At 50.7% G+C, this 15,039-nt stretch carries 13 protein-coding genes; 10 read left to right on the top strand and 3 right to left on the bottom strand.

Translation table 11 applies throughout. From position 1 onward, the window contains the following. The first annotated feature begins 87 nt into the window (after window positions 1–87). The 6 genes from yrfG (at window position 88) to D5398_RS22485 (ending at window position 4,753) form a co-directional block, all read left to right on the top strand. On the top strand, window positions 88–774 hold the full coding sequence (gene yrfG, locus D5398_RS22460; protein ID WP_120509599.1) for a GMP/IMP nucleotidase: 687 nt from the start codon (window positions 88–90) through the stop codon (window positions 772–774). 27 nt (window positions 775–801) lie between these two features. Then, the gene (gene hslR / locus D5398_RS22465; RefSeq protein WP_120509600.1) at window positions 802–1,206 is read left to right on the top strand and encodes a ribosome-associated heat shock protein Hsp15; all 405 of its coding nucleotides are present in this window, start codon (window positions 802–804) and stop codon (window positions 1,204–1,206) included. A gap of 22 nt (window positions 1,207–1,228) precedes the next feature. After that, complete coding sequence (gene hslO / locus D5398_RS22470) at window positions 1,229–2,113, top strand: Hsp33 family molecular chaperone HslO (protein WP_120509627.1); 885 nt, start codon at window positions 1,229–1,231, stop codon at window positions 2,111–2,113. A 226-nt stretch (window positions 2,114–2,339) separates the two neighbouring features. After that, entirely contained in the window at window positions 2,340–3,962 is a 1,623-nt protein-coding gene (gene pckA, locus D5398_RS22475; protein WP_120509601.1) for a phosphoenolpyruvate carboxykinase (ATP), read from the top strand. A gap of 102 nt (window positions 3,963–4,064) precedes the next feature. Next, window positions 4,065–4,277 (top strand): FitA-like ribbon-helix-helix domain-containing protein, encoded by a 213-nt coding sequence (locus tag D5398_RS22480; protein WP_120509602.1) that lies wholly within the window; start codon window positions 4,065–4,067, stop codon window positions 4,275–4,277. After that, window positions 4,274–4,753 carry a PIN domain-containing protein gene (locus D5398_RS22485; RefSeq protein ID WP_120509603.1) on the top strand — a complete coding sequence of 160 codons (480 nt, stop codon included), beginning with the start codon at window positions 4,274–4,276 and terminating at the stop codon, window positions 4,751–4,753. Before D5398_RS22480 ends, D5398_RS22485 begins: the two co-directional genes overlap by 4 nt. Window positions 4,754–4,845: 92 nt before the next feature. Here the strand turns inward: D5398_RS22485 and envZ are convergent, their stop codons facing one another. Then, entirely contained in the window at window positions 4,846–6,207 is a 1,362-nt protein-coding gene (envZ, locus tag D5398_RS22490; protein WP_120509604.1) for a two-component system sensor histidine kinase EnvZ, read from the bottom strand. After that, window positions 6,204–6,923, bottom strand: a complete 720-nt coding sequence (gene ompR, locus D5398_RS22495; RefSeq protein WP_009635740.1) for an osmolarity response regulator transcription factor OmpR — start codon at window positions 6,921–6,923, stop codon at window positions 6,204–6,206. The genes envZ and ompR overlap by 4 nt, the downstream gene beginning before the upstream one ends. 652 nt (window positions 6,924–7,575) lie before the next feature. Between ompR and D5398_RS22500 the strand changes: the two genes are divergently transcribed. The 4 genes from D5398_RS22500 (at window position 7,576) to D5398_RS22515 (ending at window position 12,616) form a co-directional block, all read left to right on the top strand. Then, complete coding sequence (locus D5398_RS22500; protein WP_120509605.1) at window positions 7,576–8,124, top strand: fimbrial protein; 549 nt, start codon at window positions 7,576–7,578, stop codon at window positions 8,122–8,124. Between the two features lie 94 nt (window positions 8,125–8,218). After that, window positions 8,219–8,905 (top strand): fimbrial biogenesis chaperone, encoded by a 687-nt coding sequence (locus tag D5398_RS22505; RefSeq protein WP_120509628.1) that lies wholly within the window; start codon window positions 8,219–8,221, stop codon window positions 8,903–8,905. 56 nt (window positions 8,906–8,961) lie between these two features. Next, window positions 8,962–11,502, top strand: coding sequence for a fimbria/pilus outer membrane usher protein (locus tag D5398_RS22510; RefSeq protein ID WP_120509606.1), 2,541 nt, complete (start codon window positions 8,962–8,964; stop codon window positions 11,500–11,502). A 10-nt stretch (window positions 11,503–11,512) separates the two neighbouring features. Then, entirely contained in the window at window positions 11,513–12,616 is a 1,104-nt protein-coding gene (locus tag D5398_RS22515; protein ID WP_244216816.1) for a fimbrial protein, read from the top strand. Window positions 12,617–12,657: 41 nt separating this feature from the next. Here D5398_RS22515 and pbpC read toward each other — a convergent pair whose 3' ends face one another. After that, on the bottom strand, window positions 12,658–15,027 hold the full coding sequence (pbpC, locus tag D5398_RS22520) for a penicillin-binding protein 1C (RefSeq protein WP_120509607.1): 2,370 nt from the start codon (window positions 15,025–15,027) through the stop codon (window positions 12,658–12,660). Between the last annotated feature and the right edge of the window lie 12 nt (window positions 15,028–15,039).

Consider the following 15,039-nt stretch of genomic DNA (forward strand, 5'->3'; position numbering starts at 1 on the left):
TTATGCTACCCTGATGCCCTTCCCTGCTTTTACTTTTTCTCTCCTGCGGCGCCCGCACCACCTCAGCCGCCAGGACATGGAGTTTTCATGCCCCCTGATTTTAACTGGAATTGCATTGATACCGTATTGCTGGACATGGATGGCACATTGCTGGATCTGGCGTTCGACAGCCAGTTCTGGTTGCAGGATGTGCCCTTAGCACTCAGCCAGCAACGGTCTATTCCGCTTGAAAATGCCCGTCAGGTCATTCATGAGGAATATCTGGCTGTGCAACACACCATGAACTGGTATTGCTTTGATTACTGGAGCGAGCGGTTGGATATGGATATCTATCAGATGACCACTAACATCGGCAAAAATGCGCGACTGCGTGACGATACGCTCCCATTTCTGACGCATCTTCGTGCAAGCGGACGTCAGACTATTTTGCTGACTAATGCGCATCCGCATAGCCTGTCCGTTAAAATTGAGCATACCGGTTTAGACCAGCACCTTGATTTATTACTTTCCACCCACACATTTGGTTATCCGAAAGAAGATCAGCGCTTGTGGTCGGCAGTACAAAAGCAAACGGGCTTTGATCCTGAACGGACGTTATTTGTCGATGACGGTGAACCCATCCTGAATGCGGCAAAAACCTTCGGTATCCGCTATTGTCTGGGTATAGAAAATCCGGATTCGACCATGGCAGATAAGTCATTTCAGAGCCATCCCTCAATTAATGACTTCCGTAGCCTGTTGCCTTCGATTCACCCCGTAACAGGCCCGGCTTAATCATTCCGGCAGGTTCAGGGGAGAAAAATGAAAGGTAAAAAGGACGACGACGATAATGCAGTACGTCTCGATAAATGGCTCTGGGCGGCTCGTTTTTATAAGACCCGCGCGCTGGCACGCGAGATGATTGATGGCGGCAAAGTGCATTACAACGGTCAGCGGGGGAAACCCAGCAAGCTGATGGAACTGAATGCCGAAATCACGCTGCGTCAGGGAAATGACACGAAAACGATCACCGTTCTGGGGCTAAGCACTCAGCGCCGCAGCGCGGAAGACGCACAGAAAATGTATCAGGAAACCGACGCAAGCATTGCCAGCCGGGAGAAAATCTCCGAGGCGCGCAAAATGAATGCAATGCCGCATCCGGACAGACGTCCGGACAAAAAGGAACGGCGGACCCTGATCAAATTTAAATATGGCGATTCTGAATAAATCGCCACAAAGAGAGAAAATTATGTCTAATCACGACCAACTGCATCGCTACCTGTTCAATCATCACGCCGTTCGCGGTGAACTGGTCTCGCTCAAAGAAACCTTCCAGCAGATTGTTGCCGGTCATGACTATCCAGCAGAAGTGCGTAATCTGCTGGGCGAAATGCTGGTAGCGACCAGCCTGCTGACTGCGACCCTGAAATTCGACGGCGATATCACCGTACAGCTGCAGGGCGATGGCCCGCTGAAACTGGCCGTGATTAACGGGAATAACAAGCAGGAACTGCGCGGTATCGCACGTCTGCAAGGCGATATCACCGAAGGCAGTTCGCTGAAAGAGATGATTGGCAACGGCTATATGGTGATCACCATTTCTCCGACCGTCGGCGAGCGTTATCAGGGCGTGGTTGGTCTGGAAGGTGAAAACCTGGCGGAATGCCTGGAAAACTACTTCATGCAATCCGAACAGCTGCCAACCCGCATTTTCATCCGTACCGGTGAAGTGGAAGGACAGCCAGCGGCAGGCGGTATGTTGTTGCAGGTTCTGCCCGCTGAAGATACCGATCCGGAAGAATTCAGCCATCTGGCGCAGCTGACCACCACCATCAAGGCCGAAGAGCTGCTGAATCTGCCAGCTAACGAAGTGCTTTATCGTCTGTATCATCAGGAAGAAGTCACCCTGTACGAACCGCAGGCAGTCTGTTTCCGCTGTACCTGTTCACGGGAACGCTGTGCGGGCGCGCTGCTGACGCTGCCGGATGAAGATATTCTCGAGATGTTGGAAGCTGACGGAAAAATCGAAATGCACTGCGATTATTGTGGTGCAGACTATGAATTTGACGCGATGGACATGGCGACGCTGAAAGCTGGCGGAGATGTTCACTCCGGAGATGATCACGTTCACTGATCGCTAACAGGCTAATATTGAGGGATTTTTCATCGAAAAGTCCCTTTTTTGTTTCTTTTGCATAACCTTTTCACATACCTTTCGAGTTTTTCATCACAATTCTGGAAAAACATTTACATCTCCCGTTATTCTTTGAGACTTGTCGCGGTTAAAACGCGACAAATACCTACAATAACAACTGATTTATCCCTACAGAGGGATTCAAAGTTCAGTGAGGAGCAGGGAAATGCCTACGACTATCGGGATCACCGCCGAAAAACTCGCCCTTTATGGGATCCATCAGAATAGCGAAATCGTCTATAACCCTGATTACGAAACTCTTTTCAACGAAGAGACGGCGCCGGGTCTCGAAGGCTTTGAGCGCGGGCAGGTAACAGAACTGGGTGCAGTCAACGTTGATACCGGTATTTTCACGGGTCGTTCGCCGAAAGATAAATACATCGTCCGCGATGACACCACCCGCGATACGCTGTGGTGGTCTGATCAGGGCAAAGGTAAAAATGATAACAAGCCGATGTCACAGGAAACCTGGACGTCACTGAAGGCTCTGGTCAGCAAGCAGTTGTCCGGCAAACGCCTGTTTATCATTGATGCTTTCTGCGGCGCAAATGCCGACTCCCGTCTGAAAGTCCGCTTTATTACCGAAGTTGCCTGGCAGGCGCATTTCGTCAAAAACATGTTTATCCGCCCGACTGAAAGTGAGCTGGAAAACTTCGAACCCGACTTCATTGTGATGAATGGGGCGAAATGTACTAATCCTGACTGGCAGAAACAGGGGCTGAACTCAGAAAACTTCATCGCTTTTAACCTGACCGAACGTATCCAGCTGATTGGCGGCTCGTGGTATGGCGGCGAAATGAAGAAAGGCATGTTCGCCGTCATGAATTATCTGCTGCCATTGCAGGGTATTGCATCCATGCACTGTTCGGCTAACGTCGGCGAAAAAGGCGATGTCGCGGTATTCTTCGGGCTTTCCGGCACAGGTAAAACCACGTTGTCGACTGATCCAAAACGCAAACTCATCGGCGACGATGAGCACGGCTGGGACGACGATGGCGTCTTCAATTTTGAAGGCGGCTGCTACGCCAAAACCATCAAACTCAGCAAAGATGCTGAACCGGAAATCTTCAAAGCGATCAAACGCGACGCATTGCTGGAAAACGTAATGGTCAGCGCAGACGGCAAAATCGATTTTGATGATGGCAGCAAAACCGAGAATACCCGCGTTTCTTACCCGATTTACCATATTGAAAATATCGTGAAGCCGGTTTCCAAAGCCGGGCACGCCAGCAAAGTGATTTTCCTGACCGCAGATGCTTTTGGTGTCCTGCCGCCGGTTTCGCGCCTGACGGCTTCGCAGACGCAATATCATTTCCTTTCCGGTTTTACAGCCAAACTGGCGGGCACTGAGCGTGGCGTTAATGAACCGACCCCGACATTCTCCGCCTGTTTCGGTGCCGCATTCCTGATGTTGCACCCGACGCAATACGCAGAAGTTCTGGTGAAACGTATGGAAGACGCGGGCGCGCAGGCTTATCTGGTGAATACCGGCTGGAATGGCACCGGCAAACGCATCTCGCTCAAGAACACTCGTGCGATTATCAACGCCATTTTAGATGGCACTATTGATGATGCCGAAACGTTCACTCTGCCGATGTTTAACCTGGCCGTTCCGATTGCGTTACCGGGCGTCGACGCTCATATTCTGGATCCGCGCAATACTTACGCCAGCCGCGAACAGTGGCAGGAAAAAGCAGAGCATCTGGCGCAGCTGTTTATTGATAACTTCGATAAATATACCGATACCCCGGCGGGCGCCGCATTGGTCAGCGCCGGACCGAAGCGGTAAGCGGCAATAATCCCTCATCAGGCGCGGGCTTCCGCGCCTTTTTTATTGCAACCGATCCGGCAGCATTTCAGAATGAGTGCATTGCTGTCAGAGGAACCTCATATGGCGACCATTACCGTTCGTAATCTCGATGACGATGTGAAAGAACTGCTGCGTATCGCGGCGGCCAGAAAAGGCCATTCTATGGAAGAAGAAGCGCGTTTAATCCTGAAACAGGCGTTAGTCCCTACGCAGCCTGACTTTGGTCTGGGCAGCCAGCTCCGCCAACGTTTCTCCACCGTGATTGCAGAGCCACTGGAACTGCCACCCGAATGATTATTCTCAACACTGCCGTCATTCTTGAGATGATCAATCCCAGACCACAAAAGAACGTTCTGCAATGGCTGGACGCACAGGACACCACACAGCTGTACCTGACCAGCCTGAGCGTGGCGGCCCTTTTCACCTGGGTTGAAACATTGCCGGTTCATCAGCCAAAAACCGCGCTTTCAGAAGCGTTGCTGGAGATGCTGAATCAGGATTTTGCCGGTCGCTTATTATCGTTTGATGCGGCAAGCGCACTGTATTACCCGCAGGTGGCGGCTGCATCAAAAGCGGTCAATATTGAGATGCCGGAGCGTGATATTCAGCTGGCGGCTATCTGCCTGAATCATCAGGCGACTTTGGCGACGGATCATGCCGACGTGTTTTCTCACACAAGCGTCGAACTGGTTAATCCGTGGGATGCGGGGGATACACCGAGATGGCGGGAAGAAGCGGCAGAATATTATGTGATGAGCAGGAAGAGCTGAACTGTGGATTGCCATCCGAACAGGCCTTAGGTCAAGACCGTGAGCTGCCGCCCACTCAGGCCTTAAGGGTGGCTTATCGCCACCCCCCTTAATCAAACCAGTTTCTGCTGAACCGCCACCGCTTTCAGCATCTCCACCGGTAACGGCAGATATGCCCGGATCCGTAATCCTCCCCGGTCACTCTTGCCGATATCCAGCGTGCCTGAATGAGCATCCACAATACGCTGAATAATTGCCAGGCCCAGCCCGGTTCCGCTGGTGGTTCGGGCGCTTTCACCACGCACAAACGGCTGGAAGAGATGTTTAAGCTGGTCCGGCTCAATTCCCGGGCCATCATCTTCAACCTGGAACCATGCACGCTGGAGTTCACGACCGCTGCTGACTTTAATCCAGCCATCGCCGTAACGGGCGGCGTTTACCACCATATTCACGACTGCACGCTTGATTGAAAGCGGGTGCGCATTCACCAGCAATTCACCGTCCGCCAGATCAGAGTCTATTTCACGCTCGTAACCACTTTCTGTCGCGATCACTTCACCCAAAATACCGTTGAGATCGGTGATTTCTGTCGGCATTTCCTGACCGGTGCGCAGATAGTCGATGAACTGCTCGATGATGGCGTTGCACTCTTCGATGTCTTTGTTGATCGACTCGGCGAGATAACCATCACCATCACTCATCATTTCAGTCGCTAAGCGAATACGCGTCAGTGGTGTTCGTAAATCGTGGCTGACACCGGCCATCAGCAAGGTACGGTCATCGGCCAGCAATTTGACACCGGCCGCCATCTGGTTGAACGCCCGCGTCACAGAACGCACTTCAGACGCGCCGTATTCCCGTAACGGCGGAGGAATAATGCCTTTACCCACCTGTAACGCCGCGTGCTCCAGTTCGACCAGGGGTCGGTTCTGAATGCGGATAAACAGCCACGCTCCACCTATCGCCAGCAACATGATGGCCAGCGTGTAGCGGAACAGCGGGGAAAAATCGCCTTGATGAATTTCAGTAAGCGGAACGCGTACCCAGATGTCAGGTGACAGCCAGGTTTTCAGCCACACAACCGGCGTATTTTTATTCACCTCGACGCGCACATCAGTAGGACCACCGAGCTGCTGCGCCATCTGCTGACTGAGGAATTCGTAATGCTGCGCCCAGCGCAGACCACTCTCCTCGGCTGCAGAGTTGGTGTAAAGGGAAATGCCCAGTTCGCGGTAAATTTCGCGACGAAATGCCGGTGGAACGGCCAGCAACGTACCATCTTCCAGCTGCAAGCGATCGGTCATCAGCATACGTACTTCGTATGCCAGGACCTTATTGAACTGCTGCAGGCTGGGAAGAATGGCGAAGTTAAGCACCACCAGATAGGTCGTCACCAGGCTGACGAACAGCAGGGTGACGATTAATAACAGTGTTCGGGCAAACGAGCTACGCGGTGAAAAGCGTATTCGTTTCATGCCTTACTGCCGTCCGGCACAAATACGTAGCCCAGACCCCATACGGTCTGAATGTAACGCGGATGCGCTGGATCTTCTTCTACCATGCGACGAAGACGGGAAATCTGCACATCGATAGAACGTTCCATCGCACTATATTCACGACCGCGTGCCAGATTCATCAGTTTGTCACGGGACAGCGGTTCGCGCGGATGGCTCACCAGCGCTTTCAGCACGGCAAACTCACCGCTGGTCAGCGGCATAGGCTCGTCTTCACGGAACATTTCGCGGGTACCGAGATTCAGTTTGAATTTACCAAACGAAATCACCGCTTCTTCCTGAGAAGGCGCACCCGGCAACTCATTCGCCTGACGACGCAATACGGCGCGGATACGGGCCAGCAGCTCACGCGGGTTAAACGGTTTTGGAATGTAGTCGTCGGCACCAATTTCCAGGCCCACGATACGGTCAACTTCTTCGCCTTTTGCGGTGACCATAATGATCGGCATCGGGTTACTTTGGCTGCGCAGACGGCGGCAGATGGACAAACCATCTTCGCCAGGCAGCATCAGGTCAAGAACCATCAGATGGAATGACTCACGGGTCAGCAGGCGATCCATTTGTTCAGCATTGGCAACGCTACGCACCTGGAAGCCCTGTTCAGTCAGATAACGTTCCAAAAGTGCGCGAAGGCGCATGTCATCATCGACCACCAGAATCTTGTGATTTTCTTGCATTTAAATCTCCCAAAGGCGTGAATGCCTGAAGCTTGTATTGTTAGAAATGTCAGCTAAAACAGACAGCGTTTAATGGTATATATTCTAGACGAAATTGTAACAATGATTATGGATTTCCTAATTTATCAACAATATCAGAGGAATCTTCTGCCACCTAAGATTGGTTTGTTACGGTTTGTCGTCATGAGGCTCCGGGCATCCACTACGTTCAACCTTCACCGCTGTTCATAAATCGCCCAGCCTTGCCTTTGTAGACAGTTAAGCGATATTTTATGAAACTAAATTTTCCCTAAAACAGCTCAATATATAACCCTCGGCCTGTACCTTAGTATTTTAAGAAACGGGTGTGTTCATACGTTTTCTATTAAATCGTTTAATTAACAAATACACTCAATTAATATTTTTGCATTTTAAATTTCCGAAAAATATAATGATCAATATCATGAATTAAATGCCAACAACGAATCATGGAAACAAATATATAATTTCTGTTTTCATATAAAAAACCCTCACAATAAAATCCCACCCTGTTCAATCGATAAAACAGTTGATAGACTCCGCTTTACACAGACGCTTCATTAATATTGCCTACCTGGCTTCAGGTGCATCTGTGATCCAACCTTTCAATTTTTTATTTCAGAATGGATGCAAAATGAAAAAGACAAATAAGCTCATGACTGGCGTTTTACTCCTGGCGTTAGCGGGAAGTAGTTATGCAATCGATGGGAGAATAAACTTCACTGGCGCTATTATTAAAACGGCCTGTGTCATTAATAATGGCAGCGATGTTGATGTTCAGTTAGGGACTTATTCCGCTGCTCAATTTCAGCAAATCGGTGACACTTCTCCTGAAATCCCCTTTACCCTGCCGCTGACAAATTGCCCTGTAGCACAAAAAGACACTGATCCGGTGCCGCACTTTGTCATCTGGATGGAGGCTGAAGCTGTGGATGCGACTCACCCGAATCTGGTCAAACTAGGGAACGCCTTTGGTGATCCGATGGCAGACGGTGTAGGTATTCAGATTATGGATGCGGCGACAAAACAAGTCATGCTTCTCAACACGCTGCCAACATTGAGTTATGACATCAAAACAGCCACGATGAATGTCAATCTTCTTGCGAATTACCAGTCATTCAAAAATCCAACCGATATTACCGCTGGACCGGCAGATGCCAGTGTCACCCTGGATTATCGTTAAAAACAGTACTCCCGGCAGATTCTTTACAGAATCTGCCAATAAATTTATCAGCCTTACCTTTTATTCATATCACTTATCCGAGAGTAATAAAGGCATGTGTGAACCGATACGCTTTATTATTAAAATCTCTATAATATTTTTTACTTTCATTCAGGTAAGCTATGGTGGAGGAATTCTTGTCGGCCAGACCCGTGTCATTTATGATGCTGATAAAAAAGAAGCCTCATTGCCACTAAGTAATAAGTCTGAAAAAAACCCTTTCCTTATACAGTCATGGATCGAGAACGGTGATACTAAAACGCGCGGGCCCTTTATTGCAACGCCACCACTGTTTCGCCTCAATGCAAATGAAGACAGTAACTTACGCATTTCATATACAGGAGGTGAATTACCTAAAAATAAAGAATCTGTATTTTATATTAATGTAAGGGCAATTCCATCAACACCTAAAAACAGTCTCAATGAACTCAGACTCATTATAAATACCCGGATAAAACTCTTCTACAGACCGTCTGGTCTGGAAGGAAAACCGTATGACGCTTACAAATTGCTGCAATTTTCCCGCACGTCAGATGAGCTGACTATTAAAAATCCCACGCAGTTTTATGTGGTTTTCAGCTATCTCAAGGTCGGAACCACCCTGTTTAAAGATGTGGAAATGGTCGCTCCGGGCGGACAACTCACCGTCAAACTGCCGGAAAGTAATCATAGCAATACCATTGAGTGGAGCTCGATTAATGATTATGGGGGCGACTCCCGGCCAGAAAAACGAACGCTTTAGCAGTCACCAAAAAACAATCAGTCAGATAAGCCTTTTGAAGTTCAGGGACGATAACAATGGATCACCCTCCGTTTCTAAAACATCCGGCCCGCTGCCGGCACCAGTTTCATCAGCACCGTTTGTTTTTGCTGTTCTGCATGACTGGTTTTGTGAATATCAGCGTAATGGGGGTTAAACCGGCGAGGGCTGCAGAAACAGTTTATTTTGATCCCCACTACCTAAAGCGTACCGGTCAGGAAACGGGGAGTGTCGACCTTTCGGTATTTACTCTTAGCGATAAAGCTCAGGTTCCTGGCCTCTATGACACCGCGATTTATGTCAATCATGACAAAGTCCTGCAACAGAAAATCTGGTATGACGCCTTGCCTGACGGATCCCTGGCTCCACAAATTTCGCCTGACCTGCTGCGGGCCCTGGGCGTGCGGGTCGATGCTTTTCCGGCATTATCCCGCCATCAGCACGATGCACCGCTAGGGGCTTTAACAGAATATATACCTGCTGCAACTGCCACTCTGGATTTTAACCGCATGAGGCTCGAGGTCAGCATTCCGCAGGCCGCGATGGATAAAAAAGCGAACGGCTATGTTGATCCCCAAAGATGGGATGATGGCGTACCGGTGCTGTTTTCCAATTACTCATTTTCCGGTGCTCAGCGTAAGAATCAAAATAGTAACAATGACTCAAACCAGTATCTGAATCTGCAGAATGGATTTAACGCGGGCGCATGGCGCTTTCGTAACTACAGCACTTACAGCAGCAGCGATGGACAGCAACGCTGGGACGCTATCGCCAGCTATGTCCAGAGAGACATCAAACAGCTCAAATCTCAATTGCTCATCGGGGAAAGTGCAACACCAGGTGATTTGTTTCCGAGTTTACAATTTAAGGGGATTCAGCTTTCCTCTGACGACAATATGCTACCTGGCAGCCAGCGCGGATTTGCCCCGACTATCCGGGGCATCGCCAGTTCTAACGCAGAAGTTACCGTCCGGCAGGATGGCTACATTATTTATCAAACCTATGTCGCGCCGGGTGCCTTTGAGATAAACGATATTTATCCCTCTTCTTATAGTGGCGATATGGAAGTCACCATCAAAGAAGCCGATGGCAGCGAACGTAAATTCAATCAACCGTTTTCCGCTGTACCGATCATGCAACGTCCGGGTCGCCTGAAATACAGCACCACATTCGGAAAATATCGTTCCACCGATAATGAGGATAAAGAACCTGACTTTGCACAGGGAACGGTGATATATGGCATCTCCAATGAAATTACCGTTTACGCTGGCACACTGGCCTCACCCGATTATCTATCTGGCCTGGTGGGCACAGGGTTCAGTCTGCTGTCTCTGGGATCTGTTTCTTTCGATGTAACCCACGCGCAAACTCAGCAGGACGACGGGCAGCGCGAAAGCGGGCAGTCCTATCGCATCCAGTATTCAAAAAACGTTGAATCTACTGATACCAATCTCACTCTCGCCAGCTACCGCTATTCGACCAGTAAATTCTATGATTTTGATGAAGCCAATCAGCGGCAAAATGACAATGATTCAGAAGATAATCATAAACGCAGCAAGCTCCAGCTCAGCATTAACCAGACGATATGGGAGGGCGCCAGCTTATATGCCACCGCTTACCAGCAAAGCTACTGGGGTGAGAGTGAGCAGGAAAAAAACCTCTCGTTCGGACTCAACACCAGCCTGAATGGGATCAGCTATAACCTTTCATACTCCTACAGCAAATTGCAGGGAGAAGAGGATGATCAGCAGATAGCCCTGAATATCCGCATTCCGCTTAGCCGCTGGCTACCTAACAGCTGGGCTACTTACAATGCAACCCATCAGAAAGGGGCGGAAACCCGGCAGCAAGCTGGACTCACTGGCACATTGCTTGATGATAACCGGCTCAGTTACTCGCTCCAGCAAAGTCATGCTAATCAGGGCGGCAGTGATAGCAGCAGCCTGAATGCCTCATATCGTTCAGCGTACGGCACGCTCAATACCGGTTATTACTACGATAAAGAATCGCAGCAAACCAGCTATGGTCTGGCCGGTGGCATCGTCGCGCATTCGCATGGCATCACACTTTCCCAGCCATTAGGGGACTCGTTTGCGCTGATTGATACTAATGGAGCGAGCGGCGCGCGCGTGCAAAATATTCCCGGCGTCAAAACCGACTGGCGGGGCTTTGCCGTGGTGCCTTATCTCACGTCCTATACCGAAAATCATATTGTTCTGGACACTACCACACTGCCTGCCGACGTTGATGTCACGCAAAACTCCGAACTGGTCATTCCGAACAAAGGCGCCATGGTCGTCGCACATTTTGATGCGCACGTTGGCGTTCGCGCATTGATTACGCTTATCCAGCCGGGCGGTAAAAAAGTGCCTTTTGGCGCAGTCGCCGTAAGCGAAGACCAGACGCAGGAAAACATCGTTGACGATGGTGGCGTATTGTATTTATCCGGGATCAAAACGGATGAACCGACAGTTATCCACGTGAAATGGGGCACTACCGCCAGTCAGCAATGCAAAGCCACGCTTAATCTGCAACCAGCGGCTTCTCAGATTCAGTCGGTAACAGCCTCATGTCTTTAAGGAAATTCACATGAAAATCACCAAACCTGGAACCTCCGTCGCTTTCGTCGTAATGACTGCGTTTCTCGCCGGGATTTATTCTGCGCAGGTTCGGGCCGGAGTCGCCACGTGTGAACCGGCGAATGGCAGCGCAGTGTCTTATGAAAATACGCTGATACGTAATTTACTCAGTCAGGATAATGTCAAAGGTGCATCCCTCAACCAGGCAATGAACAGCCCTCAGCAAAGCTATCACATCAGTTGTGATTGCACGGATTCAGATGCCTCCGGAGCCAACGGTGTCCTCATCATGTATAGCCTTGTGTCCTCACTGCCGCTTGGACATGCGACCAATTACTATAAAATTACTGATCATCTTGATCTGATGACGCAAATCACTCTTCCCAAAAATGGTGATGTGACCGTCCCCACCAGTAAAGCCGTCAGTGACAGCATTCATCACTGGGACAAAGACGGCACCGGTATTTGTCAGCAGCAAAAGACTCAGGATACCTTTGTCACCGGCTCGCAGGGTGTACTGACGTTTTATCTCACGACACCGTTTGTGGGTGAAATATCTATCCCCAGAACAGAAATCGCCAGAGTCTATGCTTCTTCGGCAACCACCGTGACGACTGCGCCGCCGCTAGGCGCTCCTGTTGCAATTCTTTATATCAGCGGGACACTGACCGCCCCGCAAAGCTGTGAAATCAATCAGGGTGAAGTTATCTCCGTTAATTTCGGCACCATTCAGGCCAGCCACTTCACTAAATTGAATAATGCACCGGATAATTTCCGGCCAGTGACATTTGATATCAGATACGACTGCACATCTCAGGGATTACCGGTGATCCCCACAGGTGACAAATTACTGATGCTGTTAGATGGTGCAGACGTGGAAAATCAATATTATCTGGTTGCGCGGCGCAGGCCTTCTGACAACAAAGCTGATATCGGCATTGTCGTCGAAGATTCTTCGGGAATTTATATGCCATTCCTACAGGGCGTGTTACCGATGAACCAAAACGGACTTGGCAAAATTACTCTCACAGCGATGCCGATAAATCTGGTGGGGGGCGAACTTGATACCGGTGATTTCCAGGCAATGGCCACCCTGAGAGTAGACATACGCTAAAACACAGATCACGCAGGCAGCGACGCCTGCGTGGCTGGCCACTAGTTCACAATCTCAATACTGATCAACCGGCTGTCCGCCCGTCCGTGATCGTCCACGGCGCGGATGCGATATTGGCCGTTGTTAATGGGCTGCCAGTCGATGGCGGATTTGCTGGCCGAGCTGCCAAGATAAATATCATCCACAAACCAGTACACCGTTTTACTGTCCGCATCGGTTACGGCGTTAAATGAAATCCGGTCGCGGCCCTGCTGAGACTGGCGCAGCGTATAAGTGGTGTTTTTCAGTGGCGAGGTAATGCGCGGCGGATTTCCGCTCACGTCCACGCCCTCATCTTTGCAGTGATTCACCGGCGGTTTGCGTTTGGGTAATCCGGCCTGAGCAAATACGTTCGCCAGATCCGATGGCCAGAACTCAAACACTTCCGTGCGTGTCCCGTTCTCGTCATAAGGCGGGCAGGCGACCTCTCCGGTCAGTTTATCGAGCCGTACCGGGCGATAAACGGTATCGACTTTTATCGGAGACTTGCCGGGAATAAACCAGGTTTTGCCTTTCTGCTGACACCACGGCGTCGGTAAATCACCGCTGGCAAGGCAGATATCCACCCGCTTCAGCCCTTTCGGGAGCGACCGTTTAGGCTCCTGCACGTCAGGATAACTGGCAGTAATGCTGTCGATAATATTGAAGAACAGCGGCGCGGCGGCGTCGGCACCGACAAACACGTTATTGCCTTTGCTGTCGAAATTTCCCTCCCATACCACTAAAACGTACGGGCCGAAAATACCGACACTCCATGCATCGCGAAAGCCCCAGGACGTACCGGTTTTCCAGTACACCGGCAGCGAGGACGGTGCCTGAGCCAGCGTATCGCCCGGACGGCGGTGCTGACGCAGCATATCCAGCGTCATAAAGCTGGCTTCTTCACTCAGCAATCGGACAGGAGTCTTCTGTTGCGGATCGGTTTTCTGCATGCGCAGCGGTTGTAACACACCGCGGTTCGCCATCAGGGCATACAATTTTGCCAGTTCCTGCATCGTCACTTCGCCGCCACCCAGCACCAGCGACAGGCCATAATGGTTTTCACTGGCCATATCGGCCACACCGGAAAGCCTCAGGAACTGATAAAACGTCGGCTGGCGCAGCTGAGATGCGACGTAAACGGCAGGGATATTACGGCTGAAATTCAGGGCATCGGTCGCGGTCACCGGGCCGAGAAAACGCCGGTCAAAATTCTCCGGCGCGTAAGCACCAAAAGCGGAAGGCACGTCTTTCAGGATAGTCATCGGATGCAGGACGCCCTGCTCCATCCCCAGCGCATAGATAAAGGGCTTGAGTGCTGATCCCGGCGAGCGTTTGGCATTAGTGCCGTTCACCTGCCCCTGGATATCGCGGTCGTAATAATCGGCGGATCCCACCAGCGCACGCACGCCCATATCGCGGGTATCGACCAGCAGAACGGCGGCGTTGTGAATACCACGGCTTTGATTGCGGGTGATAAACGCGTTGACCTGTCGCTCAGTCAGCCTTTGCAAACCGGCGTCTATCGTGGTGTCCGTCCGGGTATCCGTACCGGCAAACTGCTGATTCTGCTGGCGAAGCTGCTCGATAAAATGCGGCGCGATATAGGGCATCTGTTCCGGCTGACGCAGCGCCAGTGGCAATCTGAACAGGGAAATCTGGCTGCTGTCTGTGGCGTAATAATTTTGCCAGCGGACGAAAAGGCGGTTTCTCGCCTGTATCAGCGCACTGCCGATAACGCCAGTTTTAGGGTCAATGCGATAACTCGGCGATTGTGGCAAAACCGCCAGCGTCAGCGCTTCGGGTAAAGTCAGGTCTTTCGGCGCTTTATCGAAATAAATCAGGCTGGCCGCGCCGATACTCTCGATGTTGCGGCCATACGGCGCACTGTTCAGATAGGCTTCAAGAATATCGTGCTTGGAATAGCTCAGCTCAAGCTGTACCGCCCGCAGGACTTGCAAAATTTTGCCCGACGGAGTGCGGGTATTCAGATGCCAGTGCATTCGCGCCAGCTGCATGGTGATGGTCGATCCGCCCTGCATTTTTCCGCCCGCCACATAACTGCGCCAGAATCCACGCATCAGACTCAACGGATTGAAACCGGGATTGTAGTAAAACCAGCGGTCCTCATGCAGCAACAACCCTTTCACCGCCAGCGGCGAAATTTGCTCCAGTGGCGTCCACAAACGATAACGATCGTCATTAGCCAGCGTGATACGCATCAGCGTGCCCTGCCGGTCGTAATAAGTTGAGGAGAAGGGCTGCCCCTGAGAAAGAGGCGGATGCGGCCAAAGCCGGCAAGCCAGTACGATCAGCGCCAGTAAAAATACCGCCATCGCGATATTTTGCAGCAGACGTTTTGCTGTTTTGGAAAAGGCAGGAAAAGAGATCATCTTGCTACTCAG

This window comes from Rahnella bruchi (genome assembly GCF_003614975.1).
Taxonomy (GTDB): domain Bacteria; phylum Pseudomonadota; class Gammaproteobacteria; order Enterobacterales; family Enterobacteriaceae; genus Rahnella; species Rahnella bruchi.